Origin of the sequence: Bifidobacterium sp. UBA744 (genome assembly GCA_002298605.1) — a bacterium.
GTDB lineage: Bacteria > Actinomycetota > Actinomycetes > Actinomycetales > Bifidobacteriaceae > Bifidobacterium.
On record DBKS01000056.1, the window covers coordinates 12,446 to 33,939 of the forward strand.

A 21,494-nucleotide genomic window follows, 5' to 3' on the forward strand; every position below is an offset into this window, starting at 1 on the left:
ATCTGCGACCAGCCGATCGAAAACGTGAACACCGCGTCGCTCCGCGCAACGGAAACACTGGTCAGCCAGAACGTGTTCATATTCTCCGACACCCTGGCCGGCAATATTGCCATTGCTCGCCCGGACGCCACCCGCAGGGAGATCGCCGACGCCGCGCACGCCGCCTGCCTTGACGAGGTGATAGACCAGTTCCCGGAACGGCTCGACCATATGCTGGTTCGCAATGGCTCGGAACTGTCCGACGGACAGAAGCAACGCATTGCCGTGGCGCGTGCGTTCCTCAGCCGCGCACCCTTCATGTTGTTCGACGAGCCGACCAGCAATATGGATGCCCTGACCGAAGGCCAGGTAATGCGCGCGCTCATCGACCAGCAGCACGGCCGAGCCTATCTGATCGTCTCGCATCGTCCAGCCGTACTCGCCTATGCCAGTCGGATGCTCACCATGAGGGACGGGCATCTGTGCTAGCGGCGTGACGACGGCCTTACGCCGACAGCCTGCAGCATTGCGAACTCAAACCGGCCGCGCTCACCGTCAGCTCGGCCGGTTTTGCATGTCGCGGCAATGCGTTCGGAACACGGATGATGGCTTGGGCCCGACCGAAATACGTGGTGCAACCAGGCGAGGCGAGCTCATCTCGGGTGATGGGGTTGGCGCTGGCAACACCGAGCAGCTCCGCGCCGGCATCAATGGCAGCCTGATTCAGCGATACGGTGATCTCGCGATCCGCCGAGGCGTGCAGCAGACCTTTGCGATCGGTCAACTCGATATCGCAATACACCAGCGAGGTCTCGGCATTCCGGCCCGCTTGGGACCGGCGGATCGGGTCGCATTCCGCACCGCCAATCGCCGACTGCAGCACCGTAATCATGAGTTCGTCCGGATTGGCCGAACGAATCGCGTCACGTGCGATCTCGCATCCCCGCGCATCCAAGCTGACCGCGACCAGGGTACCGGGCTCATAGGGCACGGCAAAGTCGGCGCAGCATCGACGCACGGGCGCAACGCCAATCGTTTCGCCATTGAGTTCCAAGCGAACCGACTTGCCGCCGGAAAACACCTGGACAAAGGCCAGCTGGTCTTCGAACCCATGCCATGACCAGCTGCGCACGCCATCATGGCCGCGTTCTATGAACCGCATGGTCCGTTTCACCCCGCGCAGCAGGGTCATGGGCCGAACGGTGATATACGGACTATGGCGGTTCCCGGTGACGACCGCCCGATAGTAGGCCTGAGATGTCGCATATCCGGTGATGTCGATCAGACCCGAGGCGCCCAGCAAGGCCGGATACCGGCGGTAGGGCGCGGTGCGTCCGCGCACAAAACCAAGCCGGTCTCCGTGCCCGGCGTACCAGCCGTCCACATTGCGCGCCCCCTCATACGCCCATGCGCTCACCGACGCCTCGCCGATGTAGTCCCAGCCGGTCCACACGAAATCGCCGATGAGATACGGGTTGCGCCGGATGGCTGGCCAGTTGCGCGCAATATCCTGCGGATACGTTTCGGAGGCGCAGAACACTCGCTCCGGATACCTCCGATGCCAATATTCCGGACCTTCCTTGCAGTAGTTCAGTCCCGCTATGTCGACGCGTTCAAACACGTCCCTGGTCTGACGGTCCATAACGCCGCTGCGCACCGCCAACGGCATGAGCCGATCAATCAGCGTGAGCAGAGCCGGCCCGGAGGCGCGCTCCAGCGTGGTGTTGAGACCCGGCTTCCCCTCCACCGAGGGGTCCGGCTCGTCCACTCCGGCTTTGGTTCCCGCCGCCACCAGCAGCGAGATCGTGTTCACGCAGTCGATAACCGGTCTGGTCGGGTCGATGCCGTGAATGCGATCGACCATCATCCCCGCCATGGTTGCGGCGCGCGGCGACTTGGTGTCGGCGATCTCGTTGCCGATGGAATACAGCACCACGCTGGGATGATTCCGGTCCTTGCGCGCCATCGCATCGAGTTCGGCCGGCCAACAATCACGGAACCACGAGGCGAAATCATATGGGGTCTTATGCATCCACCACATGTCGAAGGCCTCGTCCATTACCAGCAGCCCGACCTCGTCGCACGCGTTCAGAAATGCCTTCGACAGCGGATTATGGGCGGATCGCACGGCGTTGAACCCTGCCGCCTTGAGTATGCGGGCACGCCGGAATTCGGCCTGCGGCAAGGTGGCGGCGCCCAGGATGCCATTGTCGTGATGCACACAGCCGCCGTTCAGCAGAACGCGTTGGCCGTTCACCGTCAGTCCGCGCCGTGCATCGCAGGCCAGCGTACGAATGCCGAACCGCTCGAGATGTTCGTCCACAACGTCGCCGGTCGCATGATCACGAACCGTAAGGCGGCAGACATACAACGCGGGGTGGTCCACCGACCACAGATCGGCATGGGGCACCCGCGCGACGAGACGACTTGCCTCTCCCGACGCGATCGCCATACAGGATCGTTGCGCACGATAGTCCTCGTTGCGGAACACTTCGGCGCATACGTCATGCCGACGGTTGCCGTCGCCGTCCAGCGGCCCTCCAAGCGGCCTTTCGATATCGATCCCGATTTCGGCGGTGCCGTCGGCTCCCACGTTCAACGTGGCGACCCTCACCGCATCGGGCCTGATCGCCAGCTCGCCCTCTGACCGCCACAGCCATACCGGACGGAAGATTCCGGCCCCGGAATACCAACGGCTGTTCGGTACCGCGGTATTGTCCACCGCTACCAGCATCTCGTTGTCGCCGCTGTGCAGAGCCGGCCTCAGGTCGACGAAAAAGTTGCCGTACCCATAGGAGTGTCGCGCGAGCATGCGCCCATTCACACTCACCACGGCCTGCGGATAGACGCCTTCGAATTCCAGCAGCCATTGGCCTCGAGGCTCATCGCCAGTCACCGTGAATCGACGGCGGTATTCATAGGCACCGCCCGGATAGTACCCGCTGTTATATGAATTGGCTGTCGCGGGATTACGCCGCTCATGGATCATCGCGTCATGCGGCAATGTGACGCTCAGCCATCGAGCTTGCGCGGCATGGGGAATTCCGCCTTGTTCATCCTTGATTTTGCGGAATTCCCAACCGTCGTTCCAGTCAACGCGTTTCATACCGCACCATTGTAGCCATCGCCGTTCAGCACAACGATGGTCCGATCCCCTCGAGAGATCATTCAGTGGCACCGTGGGAAAGCGGCGCCCGCAGCATATATGAAGGCGCTCCCGTCACACCGTCAGGCGGGCAATGGGAGCGCAGCTCATTGATGGAGTTCGATCACTTGACGGCGTCGGCGAACTGATCGACCAGCGCGTCCATCCAATCGGTCAGGTCACTGTACTGACTCGGCATCTGCTCGGTCAGCTCGACGATCGGCACGTTCGCCGCCTTGGCGGCATCGGTGATCTGATTGGTGGTGGAGTCGGCCTCCTGGGTGTTGAAGACCAGCAGCTTGATGGATCCGCCGGCGAGGGTGTCGGTGTATTCCTTGATGTCGGACGGGCTCGGCTCGCTTTCGTTCGCGGAGGCCTGCGCGTAGCCGGAGGGCGTGGCGTCCTTCATGCCCAGATCGTCGGCAAGATACCAAGCCACGGACTCGGTTGCCGCGTACGGAAGACCCTGCAGCTTCGAGGAAGCTTCCTTGATCTTGGACTCGGTTGCGGATTCCTTTTGCTTCCAGGCTTTGTTGAGATCCTCGAACTTGCTCTTCTGGTCCGGCAGCGCCTTCTCATAGGCCGCGGTGATCGCGTCGGCGGTCTTGGTGCGCACGTCGGCGGAGAACCACACATGCGGGTTGTCACCCTCCTGCTTGCCGGCGGTTGCAGCGGCGTCAACCAGCGTCGTCTTGGTGGATTCGGCGGCCTTGGATGCCCACGGATCGTAATCGGCGCCGTTGACCACGGTCACGGCGGCGTCCTTGAACTTGGCGACGTCCTGGCTGGTCGGCTCGTATTCATGTGCTTCGACGTTGGTGTTGGTCATGATCTCGGTGACATCAACCAGATCGCCGCCGAGGTCCTTGGCCACGGAGCCCCACTGGTTGATCGAGGCGACGACGGAGATCCTGCCGTCGGACGAGGCCGCGGACGACGTTGCATTGCCGTTATTGGTTGCCGAGGAGGATCCACATGCGCCTACAGACAGCAGAGTGACGGCGGCGACCGATGCGGCCAGCGTGCGCGTAAGCATTGATTTGATGGACATCTTCCTTTTTCCTTTCCCGATATCTCCATTTAGGAATGATTCTCATTCTTTCATTCCGACATGGAAGTATAGCACTGTATTGAGACTTGTTATCATTTTCTTGCCAGCACACGTCGCATTACCACATCCCCCGAATATGCGACAGCGTCCTATCGCTCGATGCGCCTCTGCGCCACAAGGCGACCGGCTGTGCAATCAGCAGCCACCAAATCATGAAGATCCACGGCATGGGCATCGGCATGGACGATTGCGAGCGGGTCGGCCAGAACCCTCACAATACGATCGGCATCACGCACCCGCCGATTGGCCTCCGCCACGTCATGAAGCCGCGAAGAGCCGGAATCAACCAACGGCAGCTCAAGAATATGCCCGGCCTCGCGGATCAACCTGGAGGCTACCACGCCACGGGACCTCGAATCCAACACGGCATCATCCCCGGAACCGCACAGGCACAACTGATCGTCATCAAACAGCTCCGACTCAAACTCATTCAAACCCACGGCAGTGGCAACCACCGTCGAATTGACCACGCACGGCAGCTCCCCCAGCACCGACAATTCATCAAGATACCGGGCCACGGCAGTCCCCTCCAGCCCGAGAGGCAGGCAGACGAGTAACACATCGGACCGCCCACAGGAATCCGCCAACACATGCGAGAGATCATGCTTCACCGCGCATGTCAGACAGCACTCGTCCTCCCCGATCGCTCGTCGACTCCCCTCGCCAAACGCCATGGGATTGAGCTCGGAGCACACGACCGCATACCCCGCCTCGCAACCATCGTCGGCCCTCACGTCATACATGACCGCACACACGGACGGGCATGAATCGGTCAGAGAAAACGACACGGCGTCCAGACTGAACCGATCCACACCGGTCAGCAGCACCACATCAACCAACGGCCACCCCCCGCCATTACCGGACGACACAGGATCCCCTTCGGCGTTTCCCCATAATTGCAACGATGAACGCGACATGACAGCCTTTCCCAACGGGGCAAAGCACACCCCCAATTTGACGATAATGATTTTCAGTAGCTATAGTTACCGCCATGAGCAAACATTGTCAAGTTCTGGGAACGCATGCCGGCAGAGGCAACAGCGTCTCGCACTCACACAGAAAAACACGCCGCACCTTCGAGCCGAACCTCCAGAGGAAACGCTATTACGCCCCCTCCCTTGGACGCGTCATCACACTGGAAGTCTCCGCAAAGGGCATCAAAACCATCGACCGACGGGGCATCGACTCCATAGTCGCCGAGTTGGTCGCGCGCGGCCGCCTCAAAGGCTGATCCCAGCCGGACACCAAATTTGGCATCGCCCGCTTTTTATCGTTCTCCTTTACGCGGGCGGTGCCGCTCATCGCACAAACCCACACCCGACACGCACAAAGAAAAGAAGGGGAAGCCTCATGGCGAAAGCAACGGACATCCGTCCCGTCATAACCCTGCGATCCACCGCAGGAACGGGATTCACCTACACAACAACCAAGAATCGCCGCAATACGCCGGACCGGCTTGAGTTGCTGAAATTCGATCCCGTCGTCAGAAAACGCGTCATCTTCAAGGAAACCCGCTAAAGGCTGATCAACAATGGCAAAAACAAGCAAACGAGTCAAACAGCTTCAACGAGAGCGCACCGTCGCCAAATACGCACAGCGCCGCGCACAGTACAAACGAGATTCGGTCAACCCGCACCTCAGCCAGGAAGAACGCGACCAGGCCATGCGCAAATTGCACGCCCTACCAAGGGATGCCAGCCCCACACGGCTGCGAAACCGCGACCAGACCGACGGCCGCCCACGCGGATACTTCCGAGTGTTCGGACTCTCCCGCATCAATCTGAGGGAAAAGGCCCACAAGGGCGAGCTGCCCGGAGTCGTCAAATCCAGTTGGTGACGGCCTCGATCGCCGCCGCCACTGAAACCATCAGGAGAACCACAATGAAACAAGGCATACATCCCGCATACGGCCCAGTCGTCTTTCGCGACCAGTCGACGGGCAAGGCGTTCCTCACCCGATCAACGCTCGCGGCACGGGCGGACAAGCTCCCCGCCATCACCTGGGAGGACGGCAATGCCTACCCCCTCATCAACGTGGAGGTCACCAGCGACTCGCACCCGTTCTACACAGGTCGCGCCATGGTGCTCGACACAGCCGGCCAGGTTCAGAAATTCAAGCGCCGCTATGGCGGAAAGGACACGAAACGATGAAGGTCAAAGCTTCCATCCGCTCCTTGCTGCGTAAGGACGGATCGATGGTCGTGCGTCGCCGCGGCCATCTGTACGTGATCAACAAAAAGAACCCGCGCTGGAAAGCGAGGCAAGGCTGATGGCACTGCCCAAATACAAAACATCCCGAGCGAACACGCATTCGCGCCGAGCCAACTGGAAGGCAAAGCCCGTCGATCTCGCCACAGTGGCCACGCCCGACGGGCGCACGGTCAAGGTGCCTCAGCACCTTGCGGCAGCCGTGCGGAAAGGATATCTGCACATCGACTAATCGCATCGCCACGCCGTCATCGGCGCGGCAAACGCACCAATACCGATAGAAATCATCGAGCATCGTAAAAAGAGGCCGGGATATTCGCAGCGACTCAACACCGCGCGAACACCCCGGCCTCTTCTGTTTATCGTTCGAATGCCGACATATCGTCAGGCAGCGAGCTCGCTCTTCAACTCCTTGAGATCGGCGAGGATCTCTTCATGGCACTTCTCATTGGTGTCGAACGCAAGGTGGCAGAACGCACACTCGTGGTTCTCGGAGTTCTCACGGCAGGCCTTGCCGCAATGCTTACCCTCGCACTTATCGCAGTCGGAATCGTTGCAGCAGTCGCCATCGGAGCAGCAACCGCAGCAGCCGCAAGCGGCAACGCCGTGCTCGTGCCTGGACGGATCGAACTTGGCCAAGACGTCCTTGTCGACTGCGAAAACGCCTTCCTCGGTAACGATTTCATAAGCGTGCTTGTCGTAGTTCTTGACGGTCATCTCGCAATTCCTTTCATTGTCATGCATTACGTTTTCCGTGGGTATATTACGGACACGCTCCGTGTGGGGGAAAATCAATGAGAGTAATTATCAGATTCCGCTATCGTGCCGCTCGAAACGACTGACCCCGCGACATGTTCGTCATGACGTGATTGGTTTTGCGATTGCACGCATCTCGGACAAATACCGAAAATCTCCAGATCATGGTCGACATCCCGATAACGCAGATACGCCACCGCCTTGTCGATCCACCGTTCAAGTCCCGGCACCTCGATTTCCACGGTGCGCCCGCATATGCGGCAGATGACATGATGATGGTGTTTGCCATCCGAGCACTCACGGTAGAACGTCTCACCATCGACATGAATGACATCCACCTCCCCGCGCTCGGCCATCAGTTTCAGATTTCGGTATACGGTCGCGGCTCCAACTTTAAGATTGCGGCGTTTCAGCACCTCGATTACCTGTTGCGCGGAGACGAAACGCCGCGCATCGCCCAAAGCCTGCGCAATGAGCAGCCTCGGCCTAGTGACACGTTCCTTCGCGACGCTCTTAGCATCCACCACAAGCGGCACCCCTTTCGGGAAGCACAGCTTTGGCACAGCGTGGAATCCACACACTCCACATGCGCGACACGCATGCCCCTTTCCTTGTTGCTAACGATTCTCATTTGCTATGATATCTCGCGTCACGGAACTTTCTCAGCGAACTTTCCACACAGCGATCATCGCAGGCAAGTCGCAGAGGACATGAATTCCGATTGGCAAATCAACTGGGTCACATACCCCCAGCAACAGAACAAAAGGTAGAAAGAGAAGAGCATGAGCCAATCAAACGGCATCAATCCCGACAATGCCACTTCGTCGACAACGTCGAAAAGAAGCCGCATGGCCTCGCTGGCCGTAACGTTCGTCGCAGGGCTGGCCATCGGAGGACTCGTCATCGGCGGTGTCCTTCAGGCCACAAAGGCGAAAACCGGCCTACCATCCACGGACAACTTGGCAACGTCCATTTCCGAAACCTCATCCGACCGATGCAGCACAACCTTCAACGTCGTCGCATCCGTCAACCAGTGGGGTTCACTCGCGCAGGAGCTGGGCGGCGCGTGCGCCCAAGTCACCTCGCTGATCAATTCGACGGCGGCGGATCCACATGACTACGAGGCGACGCCCGCCGACCTCGCCAAACTCTCCAAAGCGGACATCGTCGTGCTCAACGGCGCCGGATACGACGGATGGGCGGAGAAGGCCCAACTCGATCCATCCAAGCAGACGATCGTCAACGTGGGTGACATCATGGGGATAACGGCCACGGAAGAACACAGCCACGAACACGAAGAGGGCGAAGGGCACCACCACCATCACGGAAGCGTCAATCCGCACCTGTGGTTCAGCCCCGAAGCGGTGTTGAAGGCCTCCCAAGCCATCACCAGCGCATATGTCGACCGGGCGGGCGGCAACAGCGACACCGCGGCCACCGCACAACGCCATTCGAACGAGTGGAACGCCGATTACGCCGATTTCGTGGCCCTGGTCAACGAGGGGCGATCACAGAATCTGCAACGCCGCTACGTGGCAACCGAATCGATTATCAGCTATCTGCTGGAGTACACCGGCGCGGTGGACCACACGCCAGCCACGTACACCAACGCAATGAACAACGATGCCGAGCCCAGTGCCGCCGACCTTAAAAGCGCGCTCGACACGGTGAGCGGACCGGACGTGGACATTTTGGTGATCAACCCGCAGGAGATGGGAGGCTTCGCGCAAAAGCTCAACGATGCGGCAACAGCGGCCGGCAAAACCATCGTATCCGTCACCGAACAGCTGCCGGAAAACCAGAAGACCCTGCTGGGCTGGCTCACCGTCATAGCTCATCAGGTCATGGCCAACGACACAATGAACGGCTGGTTCCTGACCCAGGACGTCAAGGACCGCTCGCTGTCAGACTATACGGGCGACTGGCAGTCGGCATACCCGCTGCTGCAGAACGGCAGCCTGAAGAAGGTCATGGAGGCGAAGGCCAAAACCGGCGATATGACCGAGGACGAATACACGAAGTATTACGACACCGGCTACAAAACCGACGTGGACCACATCTCGATCAACGGCAGCCAGATCACCTTCACCCGTGGGGACAAGACGGCAACCGCCACCTACGAATATTCCGGATACAAGATACTGGACTATGCCAAGGGCAATCGAGGCGTCCGGTTCCTCTTCACCGCCACCGGCGACGTGCCGGACGGCGCGCCAAAGGCCGTGCAGTTCTCCGACCACGGCATCGCACCGGGCAAGGCGGCGCATTTCCACATCTTCATGTCCGACTCGCAAGAAAACGGACTGAAGGAGCTGAACAACTGGCCGACCTATTATCCCGCGTCAATGAGCGCCGACGAGGTGGCCACCGAAATGCTGGCCCACTAGTCGCACCGCACCGATGGGAGGGGGCTTGGAATCTGACGATCCCAAGCCCCCTCCCATTGCCTGGCCGACGCGCAGCCAGCCGCGCACAGGACAAGCCGATCAGCCGGCATTCGTTTCGCGTAGCGCCTTCTGACATTCGGGACATAGGCCGAACACTTCGACGGTATGACTGGACACCGTGAAGCCGTATTGCGCGGCGACCTTGCGAACCCAAGCTTCGCTCGGTGGCTCGATCTCCATGGTGCGCCCGCAGCGCGTGCACACCAGGTGATGATGATGCTCGTCGTCGCCGCACAATCGGAACAGCTGCTGACCACCCATTCTGATCGTGTCCGCAGCGCCCGAATCGGCCAGCGCGTTGAGCTGCCGGTAGACGGTGGCCAGACCTATTTTGACACCCTCATCGGCCAGACGACGATGCAGGTCCTGCGCGGAGATGAACTCCTCGCTGCGTCTCAGCGTCTCGCGAATGATCTCCTTCTGCCTGGTATGCCTCACCGGGCGTTCCGGACTGGTCATTGCCATTGCGTTACTTTCCCTCACCGGACAGGCGGACCGGCTTCACGTCGCGCCAGCAGCCAGTCGCCTCCAAGGCATCGACAGTGGCGGCGGGATCATCGGTGAGCACAGTGATATGACCCATCTTGCGATCGTGGCGCACCTCGGCCTTGCCGTAATCGTGCACATTCCATTCCGGATGATCCTGAATCAGCGCACGCGTGGGCTCCACATGCTGGCCAAGCACATTCACCATGACGGCCGGGGACAGCAGCTTCGGTTGGGGCAGCGGCCAGCCGGCGATACCGCGGATATGCGCGTCGAACTGGTCGATGGAACACGCCTCGATGGTGTAATGCCCGGAATTATGCGGGCGAGGGGCCAGCTCGTTGACGATCACCCGATCATCCGGCGTGACGAACAGCTCGATGGCGAGCGTGCCGGCGAGTTCGAAGCCCCTGGCCAGACGAACGGCGAGCTCATGCGCCTCACGGGCCACATGGCCGCTTACCGCGGCCGGAGCGATGGTCATATGCAGGATGTTGTTGCGATGCTCATTGCGCACGATGGGGAACGTGACGAAATCCCTGCCATTGCCCGACACCAGGATCGAAGCCTCGAAGGCGAAATCCACGAACCCCTCGAGAATGGAGGGCGGGAACCCACCGCCTCGATCGCCACGCGCGCGGATCTTCTCCAAGTCGGCGTCGGAGCGCAGCACGCTCTGCCCATGCCCGTCATATCCGCCGGAACGGGTCTTCAGCACGGCCGGATAATGGATCTCATCAAGGGCGGCGTCCAGTTCCTCGAAATTGTTCACCGCACGCCACGGGGCCGTGGCGATGCCATGCTTGTTGATGAAGGTCTTCTCATTGACGCGATCCTGCGTGACGCGCAACAGGTCGGTGCCCTGCGGCGCCGCGGTGATGCCACGCACCTCGTCGATGGCATCGGCGTCCACATTCTCGAACTCATACGTCAGCACGTCGGATTTGACGGCCAGATCGTGAATGGCGGTTTTGTCGTCATACTCGGCGGTAATCTGAAAATCCGCCACCTGCGCGGTGGGGCAATCAGGGGTCGGATCAAGCACGCCGATGCGGAAACCCATGTATTTGGCGGATAGCGCCATCATGCGGCCAAGCTGGCCACCGCCGACAATACCGATGGTCGCACCAGGCATCAGCCGCTCGATACGACCGTTTGTTTCCTCAGACAAGCTGGGCATTGGACTGGGCCACCTTCTCCTTCAGGGAATCACGGTATTCCTGCAATTCGGTTGCAAGACGCTCATCATTGACGGACAGGATCTGCACGGCCAGCAGACCGGCGTTCGTGGCACCTGAATTGCCCACGGCGGTGGTCGCGACGGGAATACCTCCAGGCATCTGCACAATCGACAGCAGCGAATCCCAGCCGGACAGCGCATGCGAGCGCACCGGCACGCCGATAACCGGCAACGTGGTCTGCGCGGCGACCATGCCGGGCAGATGCGCGGCTCCGCCGGCGCCGGCGATGATCACCTTGAAGCCGTTGCCACGAGCCGCGTGGGCAAACTCACCCATCAGCTCCGGGGTGCGGTGAGCGGAGATGACCTGCTTGTGATAGGCGACATGGAACTGGTCCAGAATGTCGCAGGCGCGCTTCATGGTCTCCCAGTCGCTCGCCGATCCCATGATGACGGCGACCTCGGGGGTGGCGGTTTGTTCAGTCATAGTCGATAACCTTCCGCGAATTGAGAATAACAATCACTGTACGCCTAAAGATCGATAACGACCTTGCCGAACACATCACCGCCATCGAGGCGCGCGAAGGCATCGTTTGCGGCATCCAGACCGGCATAGCGGGAATCGATGGTCGGATGCAGGTCGGAATGCTCCACGAATCGCAGCAGTCGGGCGAAATTCTCCCGCGATCCCATGGTCACGCCCTGCACGCGGATGTCCTGGAAGAACACGCGGGTCAGTTCGGCCCCCGGCTGGTCGCCGCTGGTCGCCCCACAGATGGCGACGGTACCGCCAGGACGCACCGAACGCACCGAATGCCCCCACGTGGCGGCGCCCACGGAATCGATCACCGCATCCACCTTGCGCGGCAGACGAGCGCCGGCTTCGAAGGCGGCGTCGGCGCCGATGGCGAGGGCGCGCGTCCGCTTGGCCTCGGAACGGGACGTGACGAATACCTCAAGGCCCGCGGCATGGGCGAGCTGGATCGCCGCGGTTGCCACGCCGCCGCCGGCACCCTGGATGAGAATGGTGTCGCCGGGCTTGACCCGCGCGGCTTCGAACACCAGCGAATAGGCGGTCAGCCAGCTGGTGCCGAGCGCGGCGGCCTCGCCGAAGTCGAGATTGCGCGGCTTGGCGAACACGTTGGCGCTCGGCACCGACGTTTTCTCGGCCAACGTGCCCGGATAGCGCTCGGAGAGGATCGAACGGCGCTCCCCCGGGGCCACGCCGCTGCCGTCAGTGCCGATGAAGGTGTACAGCACCACCTCGCTGCCGGCCTTGAGCCCGTGCTTGCCGGGAATGTCCTCGTCGAGGACGCCGGCGGCATCGGTGCCGAGAATCATCGGCGTCTGCCCGGCCGACAGCCCCACTCCGGCCAGACTCCACAGATCATGGTGGTTCAGCGTCGCGGCCTTGACGCTGACGGTCGACCAGAACGGCCTGGGTTGCGGTTCCGGCCGCTCCCCCACGCCGAGCTGTCCCAGCGGATCCTCCCGACTCACACCTGCTGCGTACACGGCCTTCATTGACTTGCTCCTTCATATGTCCGCGGACTGACGCAAGGCACGCGCGTCCGACCCCACTGCCCAACAGGTCGTATTGTCTCGCATCTGGCCGACGAGCGCCACGGAAGCGCATCGCATCCGGTCCCGCCCGGCCACCGCCGCGCCAGCGACGAACTCATATATGAGGATTCTGGGGCGGTTGCGGGCGTACGGACCGGATGCGCCGGCGACCGCCTACACTTGGTGCGGTTATGGTCATCATTGGGCGCCACCTTGAGAAGGAGGATGAGATGGGCACCGGTTTGCTAGCAACAATCGACTCCCCCGACGACGTCAAACGTCTCACCGCCGAGCAGCGCGTTGCGCTCTGTGACGAAATTCGCAACGCGCTGCTCACCTACGGGCACCGTCACGGTGGACACATCGGCTCGAATCTCGCCGTGGTCGAGGCCACCGTGGCGTTGCACACCGTCTTCGATTCACCTCGCGACCGCATCGTCTTCGACGTCTCCCACCAATCCTACGTACATAAAATGCTGACGGGACGTCGCCGGGCATTCGCAGACCCCGATCTCTTCGGCACGGTCACCGGCTTCACCAACCCCAACGAGTCGGAACACGATTCCTTTGTGCTGGGGCATACCGGCACCTCGATCTCGCTGGCCTGCGGCCTGGCCAAAACCCGGGACATGAACGGCGGACTCACCACTACCAGTCGCATCGGCAACGTAGTGGCGATGATCGGCGACGGCTCGCTGAGCTCCGGCATCGCATTCGAAGGACTGAACAACGCCGCGGAACAGGGCGGCAATCTCATCATCATCGTCAACGACAACGAAATGTCCATCGCGGGCGATTTCGGAGGCATGTACGGCCCGCTGGCGCGGCTGCGCGCATCCAACGGCACCGCCGAGACCAATATCTTCAAGGCCTTCGGGCTGGACTACCGATACGTGGAGGCGGGCAACGACGTGAACGCCCTGGTCGAGGCGTTCAGCGAGGTCAGGAACATCGACCATCCGGTGGTGGTGCACATCCACACGCTCAAGGGACTGGGCTTCGAGCACCGTCAGACAGAAGCGCACAACACCGGGCATCGCGAGCCCTGGCACTCCGACCACTGCACCCTCGCCGACATCCATATCCACGAGGGCCAGTGCGAGGCGTCCCACTGGCAGAAGCCCGACCGCGAGCTGAACGCGCCGGCCAATCCTCGCGCATACTATGGCGCGATCGTCATGAACGCGCTCGAACGGCGCTTCGCCGCGGAACCCGGACTGACGATCATCTCCCCCGCCACCCCCGGCTCGAACGGCATTTCGCACGAATTCCGCGAGCGCGCCGGATCGCATTACGTGGACACCGGCATCACCGAATCGCATGCCGTGGCGTTCGCGGCCGGCATCGCCAAAGCCGGCGGCACACCCATCGTGGCCACCACCGCCTCGTTCTTCCAGCGCGCCTACGACCAGTTCTTCCAGGAGATGTCGCTCAATCGCGCCCGGGTCACGATACTGGATTTCCTTGGCGGTCTGTCGTCATCAGACAACACGCATTCCGGCGCCTACGACATCGCGATGTTCGCCAACATCCCCGGCGTCACCATGCTATGCCCGACATCAGAGGAGGCGCTGCTGGCCGACGTGACCTGGGCCACGTCCCCGGCAGGCACGCCGGGATGCCCGGATGGACCCGTGGTGATTCGCATACCAGGAGATCCGATCCTCGCGGCCGAGCGCGACGGCGTCCTCACGAAGCTTGACGGCGGGGTCCATGACGCGACGAGCGGATCACCCCTGTCGTACCGAACCGTCAGGAAGGGCGGCCGCACGGCGATCTTCGCCCTTGGCAACACCTACCCGCTGGGCTTGGACATCGCCGACAGGATTGGCGCCACGCTCGTCGACCCGCGGCAATGCTCGTCGCTGGATGAAGGGGCATTGGAATCGCTGCGCGACGGCCATGAGTTGGTGGTCACGCTGGAGGACGGTCAGCTCGAAGGCGGCTGGGGCGAGAAGGTCACCGCCTACTACGCCAATCACCGTGCGGCCGGCCATGCCGACCATGCCGTATGCGGCTCCCCCCGCGTGCTCAACGTGGGCGCCGACAAGGAATTCACCGACCGCGTCCGCCTGACCGATCTCAACGAACGCTATGGGTTGACGTCCGACGCGATCGTCGCCCGCATCAACGAGGCACTGCGGCACTGAAGCGCCGAAACGCTGAAGCAACAGCCGTTTCCTTTTCCCCCGGTCCGATTACACTGGATCGGGTTTGGCCCCGTAGCTCAGCTGGATAGAGCAACTGACTTCTAATCTGTAGGTCGCCGGTTCGAACCCGGCCGGGGTCACCAAAACGCCCGGAATGGGCAACCTGCGTGTCGTATCACGACGATAGGCTCGGAGGTATGGGGAACAAGCAGGACGACGTGACCGGACCGGAGACCGCCGTCAGCCATGAAGATCACGACAACCGGCAGGCACCGGACGACGGGACGCAGCTGACGTTTCTTCATGCCGATGCGGCGTTCGCCACCGCCGGCGCCCGCTGGGATCCCCGACAGTACCGGGATCCTCTCACGGCATTGGTGGTCAGCGACCAGAATCCATATGCCGTCAAAACCGTGCGGTACGCCGACGACAATGAGTCCAAAATCCTCGAACGCCGCAACTTCACCGGTTCGGCAATCCGACAGTTCGATCAGGCACTCGCCTATCTCAGCGCATGCGCCGGCGAATCGTCGGACAGCGTCCCGGCCGGTCCAAACCGTCAGGCCGGTCCAGCCGCGGACGCCAGCACCAACCCGGTTCCGACATCCGCGATCCGCGAGGCCCTGGCGAACGCCATCGTGCATCGCGATTATGCGTTCACGGGACCGACGATCGTCAACATCTATCCCTCCCGCATCGAAATCATCTCATTGGGCGGATTGGTCGGCGGCCTGCAGACCAACGACCTGCTCAACGGCATCAGCCAGCCCCGCAACATCGAGCTGGCCACGGTCTTCGAGCGGCTTGGCATTGTGGAGAATTACGGTTCCGGCATCCGCGCGATCATGCGCGCCTACGGGGATTCGCACGCCGGCCCACAGTTGCGCGTCTCGCCATCGTCGGTGGCGGTGATCCTGCCCGGCTTGCGATCCGAGTCGCCGAACGGCGACGATTCGCGCGACGCCAACCAAGCCGACGCCGCCGAGCCCTCCGGCCATCCACGCGGCGCGACGGCACCCGGTTCCGACGGGACGGCCGCCAAACGATACCGCTTCCCCGTCGGATATGTGACATACGTCGAATTGCCCGATGGAAATTCGTATGAGCAAATCACGCTGACCACCATGCTGCCCACCGGCGCGTCCAGTTCTCCCAATTCGACCGGCATGCGACGAGTCCCGGCCGCCGCGGCGGCACCGCGCCCGGTCCGCATGGACAGCAGCCATCTGGAGCCGTTGATCCTGTCGTTCATGCTAGCGAAAGGCGTTCCGCTGCGGCGGATCGAAATCGAACAGCCACTGCATCTCACCAGGGCGCAGGCCACGCACACCCTGCGCAATCTGGTGGACGACGGCAGCGTGCGCAGAATCGGAAACTCGCGCACCACCCGGTACGTCGCGGCGGCCGCGGTTCCCGACGGAGGCGAACGCGACGCAAGGCCCTGATCATCGCCAATACACCAGCAATCCGTCCGTCACCAATCCACCATCCATCCCAAGGAGACCACCATGGCAACATCATCGACATCCCAAACCGCCCCGCGCAAACTGATCCTCGATCTCGACACCGGCATCGACGACACACTCGCCCTTGTCTATACGCTCGCCAGCCCCGAAGTGGAGCTGATCGGCATCACCGCCACCTTCGGCAATGTCCATCTGGAAACCGGCATGCGCAATGACCTGGCCATACTCGACCTGTTTGGGCGTCCGGATGTGCCAGTGTTCCCGGGCCTGCCCCATGCGAGCGCCGCCGCGGATTTCGAGGTGTCGAAAACCACTGAATTCATCCACGGACGCAACGGCATCGGCGAGGTGGCGATCCCCGATTCCACTCGCTCCCCCGAATCCACCGGCGCCGTAGACTTTCTGATCGACGCGGCGCACACCTACGGCAAGGATCTTGTCTACGTACCCACCGGGCCGCTGACCAATATCGCCACGGCCATCGCCAAGGACCCGTCCGTCGCACAGGCCATCGGACAGATCACGATGATGGGCGGCGCACTCACGCAACCCGGCAATGTGACGCCCGGAGCCGAGGCGAATATCAGCCAGGACCCGGAGGCGGCCAACGCCTTCTTCCACACGTCGGCGCCGATCACCATGATCGGACTCGACGTGACCCACCGCACGCTGCTCACCCACGCCCAAACCGCCAAGTGGCGGGCCCTGAGCACCGCACGCGGCACCTTCCTCGCCGATATGACCGACTATTACATCAACGCCTACGCGGTGAACGCGCCGCAGCTTGGCGGATGCGGCCTGCATGACCCGTTGGCGGCGGCCGCGGCAATCGATCCGACACTGGTGACGACGATCGACCTCAACATGCAGGTGGATCTCGACGGCCCGTTCCGGGGCCGCACCATCGGCGATCCGACTCGCATCAACGAGCCGTCAGGCACCACCAAGGTGGCGGTGGACGTGGATCGCGAGCGCTTCGTGAACCGCTTGATGGAACGCATCAGTTCCGTGGCCGCCGGCGACTGACCCGCCGCAACGCGTCACGCTCGCGGCGAGAAGCCTCTCCCGGCCCTGCAACCGCAAATCCGTCAACTGTGACGAAGACGACATTTTCGCCGCCTGATGACCACATAATGGACAGTCCGCTTGCCTCCCGCCTCCCGGCGGCGTATCCCGATAGTCGTCAACCAAACAAGACCAAGGTTGTGAAGGGAGGTTCCGCCATGATGAAGACTGCACGAATTATCACCGCGATCATTCGAATTATTATCAAGCCTTCGATGGCGGAATGATCCGGTTCTCATAACGAGCACATCCGGTTTCCGCCATAGGAGGCGGGGCCGGAAGCTCAAGTCGCATCAGTCGGCGTACACATAACCAACACGACCGGCATTGGATTGCCAAACCCACAAGGTGCGTAATCGGCAGCAATTCCACCCCGTCTCCCCGGCGGACCATCGGACACAACACATCAGTCACGCCAACGATTGAAAGAGGAGACAGACAATGACTGCAGCGGCTTCCACGCAGAGCACCCTGGCTGCAAACTCAACCAGACTCGACACGATGAAACGCGATTCCGTGCCGGAGATCATGGCCGCGTCCATGGTCGGAACCGGCATTGAATTCTATGACTTCTACTGCTACGGCGTGGCCGCGGCAAGCTACTTCCCCACCGTATTCTTCCCGGAGCAGACCCCGTTCATCGCATTGATGAGTACCATGCTCACCTTCGCCATCGCCTTCCTGTCCCGCCCGTTCGGCTCGCTGCTCTTCGGACACTTCGGCGACAAGTGGGGCCGCAAGCGCACGCTGGTAACCGCCCTGATGCTGATGGGCAGCTCCACCTTCCTGGTCGGATGCCTGCCCGGTTATGCGCAGATCGGCGTGTGGTCCGTGGTGCTGCTGTGCCTGTGCCGAGTCTGCCAAGGCATCGGCCTGGCCGGTGAATGGTCCGGCGCGGCGCTGGTGGCCACCGAAAACGCCCCCGCCAACAAGCGCGCCCTATACGGTTCCTTCCCGAACCTCGGCGCCCCGGCGGGCTTCTTCTGCTGCTATGGCCTGAATCTGGTGCTGCAGAACGTGCTCACCAAGGATCAGATGCTCGCATACGGCTGGCGCATCCCGTTCCTGCTGTCCGCGGTGCTGGTGGCCGTGGGCCTGTACGTGCGCTCCAAGATGCAGGAAACGCCCGTGTACCGTCTTGCCGAGTCCGAAAACCGCACGTCCAAGTCCCCGATCCGCGACCTGCTGCCCTACTGGAAGCAGGTGCTGCAGGGCACGTTCGCCATGGGCGTCACCTACACGCTGTTCTGGCTGCTCGGCACCTGGTCGCTGTCCTACGGCGTCAAGACCCTGCACTATTCGAACTCCGAGTGGCTGGTCATGGAACTCGTCGCCATCCTCTTCTTCGCCGGCTTCATCGTGCTCGGCTGCCTGTGGTCCGATCGTTTCGGCCGTAAGAAGGTGCTGCTGACCTTCACCGTCGTGACGCTGGTCTTCTCGCTGTTCGCCACCTCCATGCTCACCCCGAACAATGTGCCCGGCGTGATGTTCTTCCTGTGCGGCGGATTCCTGCTGATGGGCGGTCTGTTCGGACCGGTCGGCGCCTTTCTGCCGGAACTCTTCCCGATGAACGTGCGCTACACGGGCGCCGGCCTGAGCTACAACCTCGCCGCCATCGTGGGCGCCGCCTTCGCCCCGTCCATCGCCACCTACCTCGCCGAGAACTACTCAGTCACGCAGGTCGGCTGGTATATGGCGGTTATGGCCGTGCTTTCGATCGTCGCCCTGCTGACCTCCAAGGACGGCAGCTCGCTCGACTACACGAAGTGAGATATAACATCCGCACAGCCGCATAGACTTGCGTCACCCCCAGGCCCGTTCGTCGCGAAATCAGCGAGGAACGGGCCTTTCGCATTACGGGGGCATTGATCACATTTGCTCAAATCCAGTCATCTTGATTCAAAAGAGGTGTATCGTATGTGTGATGACTTGTCGGCAGCAAGTCGCGCACAAGAAGAATCACACAATCAATCAATTAGGGTAAAGTCATGAACCAGAACACCACTCGCAAGGCGAATTGGGTGACGATCGTCGGATACGGCGCCGGCGATCTCTTTATGAACGGCGCCATGGCGGTCGTGTCCACATGGATGCTGTTCTTTTACGTCAACGTCGGAGGCCTCTCGGCGGTAGCAGCCGGTTCGATCCTCGCCATCGCGCGCGTAGCCGATTCACTGATCAGCCCCCTGATGGGATACATCACCGACCACTTCGGCCGTACCAAGCTCGGCAAGCGATTCGGCCGCCGCCGCTTCTTCCTGCTGCTCGGCATCCCGCTGCTGCTGTTCTACGTGAGCCTGTGGATCGGCCACATGAACTACTGGTACTACCTCCTCACCTACATCGTCGTCGAGGCCATCACCGCACTGGTCGGCGTGCCCTACGAAACGCTCGCCGCCGAAATGAGCGACGACTACGAAGTCAAGTCCCGCCTGTCCAGCTCCCGCATGCTCTGGGCCGCGCTGGCCACCTTCCTCGCCTCCTGGCTGCCCGGACGCGTTTTCAAGGTCATGGGCGAGCAGAACCAAAACGCCTTCCTCGTCATGGGCGTGCTGCTGGCCGTCGTGTTCGCCGTGGCCATCGGCATCACCTATTTCACCACCTTCGAACGTCAGCCCTCAGCCGAGGAACAGGCCGTGATCGACGCACAGGAGAAGGAAAAAGCGAACCAGACCACCAACCCGTTCCGTTCCACCTGGAACGTGCTCAAGGAAATGGGCTCCGTCTTCCGTATCAAGGCGTACGCCCTGCACCTGGTGATCTACCTGACCTCCTTCACCGCGCGCGACATCATCGGAGCCACCTACGTCTTCTTCGTCGTGTACGCCATGCAGATGGACAAGGTCACCGCCTCCAACCTGCTGACCTTCGGCTCCATCATCGGCATTCCGATGAACCTGATCTGGCCCAAGGTCATGGCGAAGCTCGGCCCGTCCCGCCTGCTGCAGATCATGTACGGCGTGATGTTCCTCACCGTCGGCGCCTACGCGGTCATCTACGTCTCCCCCATCGTGGGTTCCGGCCTGGCTCTGACCACCCTGTACGCCCTCCAGATGACATGGGGCATCTCGAACTCCGGCACCGGCTACGTGCCGTGGACCGTCTACACCTTCATTCCCGATGTGGACGAGCTCATCACCAAGCAGCGCCGCGAGGGCCTGTTCGCCGGTATCATGACCTTCTGCCGCAAGACCACCTCCGCACTCGCCCCGTTCCTCACCGGCATCGTGCTGCAGGCCGCCGGCTTCGACGAAACAGCCACCACGCAGACCGTCGCCGCCAACAACGGCCTGGTGCTGTGGATGCTCGTCGGTTCGGGCGTGCTGCTGGCATGCGCCTTCGCGACCACTCTGTTCTTCCATCTCAACAAGCAGAACCATGTCATCATCCGTAAGGAGATCGATCGCCTGCACCATGGCGGCCGCCTGGAGGACATGGATGCGCAGACTCGCCGCGTGGCCGAGGACATCACCGGCATGAAGATCGCACAGCTGTGGGGCAACAACACCATCGCCAAGCAGCCCAAGGCCGAAGAAGCCTAAGCGCACGCGCGCACCATGGCCGTGTAACGCAATCCGAATAGCAGTTTGCGGGCATTGTCCGCCACTGACCGATGGCCCCGATTCGCGAAATGCGGACCGGGGCCATCGCTATGCTAGCAACCATGACATTGACGAAAAAACAGAATAAGCAACTGCGCGCGATGGCGAATCAACTCAAGCCCTTGGTCTATGTGGGCAAGAATGATCTCACCGACGCGGTGATCAAGCAGGCCGACGAAACCATCGAAAAACACGAACTTATCAAATGCCAGATTCAGGACGGTTCCGGCTACACCGCCAAGGAAGCCGGTACGGAACTGGCCGAGGCGCTTGGCGCCGAATTCGTACAGGCCATAGGCAACCGCTTCGTGCTGTACCGCCGTTCCAAGCGCGACG

The 21,494-nt window shown here is 61.6% G+C and carries 23 protein-coding genes and 1 tRNA gene; 15 read left to right on the plus strand and 9 right to left on the minus strand.

Translation table 11 applies throughout. The features are described 5' to 3' along the window. Positions 1 to 468: ATP-binding cassette domain-containing protein (locus tag B2994_RS06210; RefSeq protein WP_291527503.1), on the plus strand; the 468-nt coding region annotated here is incomplete at its 5' end. Between the two features lie 16 nt (positions 469 to 484). Here the strand turns inward: B2994_RS06210 and B2994_RS06215 are convergent. From B2994_RS06215 to B2994_RS06225, 3 genes are all read right to left on the minus strand, one after another. Then, the gene (locus tag B2994_RS06215; protein ID WP_291527504.1) at positions 485 to 3,085 is read right to left on the minus strand and encodes a glycoside hydrolase family 2 TIM barrel-domain containing protein; all 2,601 of its coding nucleotides are present in this window, start codon (positions 3,083 to 3,085) and stop codon (positions 485 to 487) included. A gap of 163 nt (positions 3,086 to 3,248) precedes the next feature. Beyond that, positions 3,249 to 4,175 (minus strand): metal ABC transporter solute-binding protein, Zn/Mn family, encoded by a 927-nt coding sequence (locus B2994_RS06220; protein ID WP_291527505.1) that lies wholly within the window; start codon positions 4,173 to 4,175, stop codon positions 3,249 to 3,251. Positions 4,176 to 4,324: 149 nt separating this feature from the next. After that, on the minus strand, positions 4,325 to 5,104 hold the full coding sequence (locus B2994_RS06225; RefSeq protein ID WP_291527506.1) for a hypothetical protein: 780 nt from the start codon (positions 5,102 to 5,104) through the stop codon (positions 4,325 to 4,327). Positions 5,105 to 5,226: 122 nt separating this feature from the next. Here B2994_RS06225 and rpmB point away from each other — a divergent pair, with 122 nt between their 5' ends. The 6 genes from rpmB (at position 5,227) to rpmF (ending at position 6,675) form a co-directional block, all read left to right on the plus strand. Then, positions 5,227 to 5,466, plus strand: coding sequence for a 50S ribosomal protein L28 (gene rpmB / locus B2994_RS06230; protein WP_291527507.1), 240 nt, complete (start codon positions 5,227 to 5,229; stop codon positions 5,464 to 5,466). A gap of 119 nt (positions 5,467 to 5,585) precedes the next feature. Further along, positions 5,586 to 5,753, plus strand: coding sequence for a 50S ribosomal protein L33 (gene rpmG, locus B2994_RS06235; RefSeq protein ID WP_291527508.1), 168 nt, complete (start codon positions 5,586 to 5,588; stop codon positions 5,751 to 5,753). A gap of 13 nt (positions 5,754 to 5,766) precedes the next feature. Further along, the gene (gene rpsN, locus B2994_RS06240) at positions 5,767 to 6,072 is read left to right on the plus strand and encodes a 30S ribosomal protein S14 (RefSeq protein WP_291527509.1); all 306 of its coding nucleotides are present in this window, start codon (positions 5,767 to 5,769) and stop codon (positions 6,070 to 6,072) included. Positions 6,073 to 6,116: 44 nt separating this feature from the next. Then, positions 6,117 to 6,386, plus strand: coding sequence for a type B 50S ribosomal protein L31 (locus B2994_RS06245; RefSeq protein WP_291527523.1), 270 nt, complete (start codon positions 6,117 to 6,119; stop codon positions 6,384 to 6,386). Next, positions 6,383 to 6,505: a ribosomal protein bL36 gene (locus B2994_RS06250; RefSeq protein ID WP_033501358.1), complete on the plus strand. Its 123-nt coding sequence runs from the start codon at positions 6,383 to 6,385 to the stop codon at positions 6,503 to 6,505. The genes B2994_RS06245 and B2994_RS06250 overlap by 4 nt, the downstream gene beginning before the upstream one ends. After that, positions 6,505 to 6,675, plus strand: coding sequence for a 50S ribosomal protein L32 (gene rpmF, locus B2994_RS06255; protein ID WP_291527510.1), 171 nt, complete (start codon positions 6,505 to 6,507; stop codon positions 6,673 to 6,675). The genes B2994_RS06250 and rpmF overlap by 1 nt, the downstream gene beginning before the upstream one ends. Positions 6,676 to 6,827: 152 nt before the next feature. Here the strand turns inward: rpmF and B2994_RS06260 are convergent, their stop codons facing one another. Together B2994_RS06260 and B2994_RS06265 are read right to left on the minus strand one after the other, a co-directional pair. After that, positions 6,828 to 7,160 carry a lectin-C gene (locus B2994_RS06260; RefSeq protein ID WP_291527511.1) on the minus strand — a complete coding sequence of 111 codons (333 nt, stop codon included), beginning with the start codon at positions 7,158 to 7,160 and terminating at the stop codon, positions 6,828 to 6,830. Positions 7,161 to 7,234: 74 nt separating this feature from the next. Next, positions 7,235 to 7,723, minus strand: a complete 489-nt coding sequence (locus tag B2994_RS06265) for a Fur family transcriptional regulator (protein ID WP_291527512.1) — start codon at positions 7,721 to 7,723, stop codon at positions 7,235 to 7,237. 258 nt (positions 7,724 to 7,981) lie between these two features. Between B2994_RS06265 and B2994_RS06270 the strand changes: the two genes are divergently transcribed. Next, positions 7,982 to 9,586 carry a metal ABC transporter solute-binding protein, Zn/Mn family gene (locus B2994_RS06270; RefSeq protein WP_291527513.1) on the plus strand — a complete coding sequence of 535 codons (1,605 nt, stop codon included), beginning with the start codon at positions 7,982 to 7,984 and terminating at the stop codon, positions 9,584 to 9,586. 99 nt (positions 9,587 to 9,685) lie between these two features. On the opposite strand, the gene B2994_RS06275 is transcribed toward B2994_RS06270, so the two are convergent. From B2994_RS06275 to B2994_RS06290, 4 genes are read right to left on the minus strand one after another with little or no spacing between them, the layout of a single operon-like run. Then, the gene (locus B2994_RS06275; RefSeq protein WP_291527524.1) at positions 9,686 to 10,105 is read right to left on the minus strand and encodes a Fur family transcriptional regulator; all 420 of its coding nucleotides are present in this window, start codon (positions 10,103 to 10,105) and stop codon (positions 9,686 to 9,688) included. Between the two features lie 10 nt (positions 10,106 to 10,115). After that, a complete protein-coding gene (gene purK, locus B2994_RS06280) occupies positions 10,116 to 11,312 on the minus strand; it encodes a 5-(carboxyamino)imidazole ribonucleotide synthase (RefSeq protein ID WP_291527514.1) in 1,197 nt (398 codons plus the stop codon). Next, positions 11,296 to 11,799, minus strand: coding sequence for a 5-(carboxyamino)imidazole ribonucleotide mutase (purE, locus tag B2994_RS06285; protein ID WP_291527515.1), 504 nt, complete (start codon positions 11,797 to 11,799; stop codon positions 11,296 to 11,298). The genes purK and purE overlap by 17 nt, the downstream gene beginning before the upstream one ends. 44 nt (positions 11,800 to 11,843) lie before the next feature. Beyond that, on the minus strand, positions 11,844 to 12,836 hold the full coding sequence (locus tag B2994_RS06290; protein WP_291527516.1) for a zinc-binding dehydrogenase: 993 nt from the start codon (positions 12,834 to 12,836) through the stop codon (positions 11,844 to 11,846). 230 nt (positions 12,837 to 13,066) lie between these two features. On the opposite strand from B2994_RS06290, the gene B2994_RS06295 reads away from it, so the two are divergent. The 7 genes from B2994_RS06295 to B2994_RS06325 form a co-directional block, all read left to right on the plus strand. After that, the gene (locus B2994_RS06295; protein WP_291527517.1) at positions 13,067 to 15,025 is read left to right on the plus strand and encodes a 1-deoxy-D-xylulose-5-phosphate synthase; all 1,959 of its coding nucleotides are present in this window, start codon (positions 13,067 to 13,069) and stop codon (positions 15,023 to 15,025) included. A gap of 66 nt (positions 15,026 to 15,091) precedes the next feature. Then, positions 15,092 to 15,168, plus strand: a tRNA-Arg gene (locus B2994_RS06300). Positions 15,169 to 15,222: 54 nt separating this feature from the next. Further along, positions 15,223 to 16,470, plus strand: coding sequence for an ATP-binding protein (locus B2994_RS06305; protein ID WP_291527518.1), 1,248 nt, complete (start codon positions 15,223 to 15,225; stop codon positions 16,468 to 16,470). A 63-nt stretch (positions 16,471 to 16,533) separates the two neighbouring features. Continuing rightward, positions 16,534 to 17,517 (plus strand): nucleoside hydrolase, encoded by a 984-nt coding sequence (locus tag B2994_RS06310; RefSeq protein ID WP_291527519.1) that lies wholly within the window; start codon positions 16,534 to 16,536, stop codon positions 17,515 to 17,517. Between the two features lie 480 nt (positions 17,518 to 17,997). After that, complete coding sequence (locus B2994_RS06315; RefSeq protein WP_291527520.1) at positions 17,998 to 19,326, plus strand: MFS transporter; 1,329 nt, start codon at positions 17,998 to 18,000, stop codon at positions 19,324 to 19,326. Positions 19,327 to 19,544: 218 nt separating this feature from the next. Then, complete coding sequence (locus B2994_RS06320) at positions 19,545 to 21,098, plus strand: MFS transporter (RefSeq protein WP_291527521.1); 1,554 nt, start codon at positions 19,545 to 19,547, stop codon at positions 21,096 to 21,098. Positions 21,099 to 21,220: 122 nt separating this feature from the next. Beyond that, the coding region (locus B2994_RS06325) for a YhbY family RNA-binding protein (protein WP_291527522.1) at positions 21,221 to 21,494 on the plus strand (274 nt) is incomplete at its 3' end.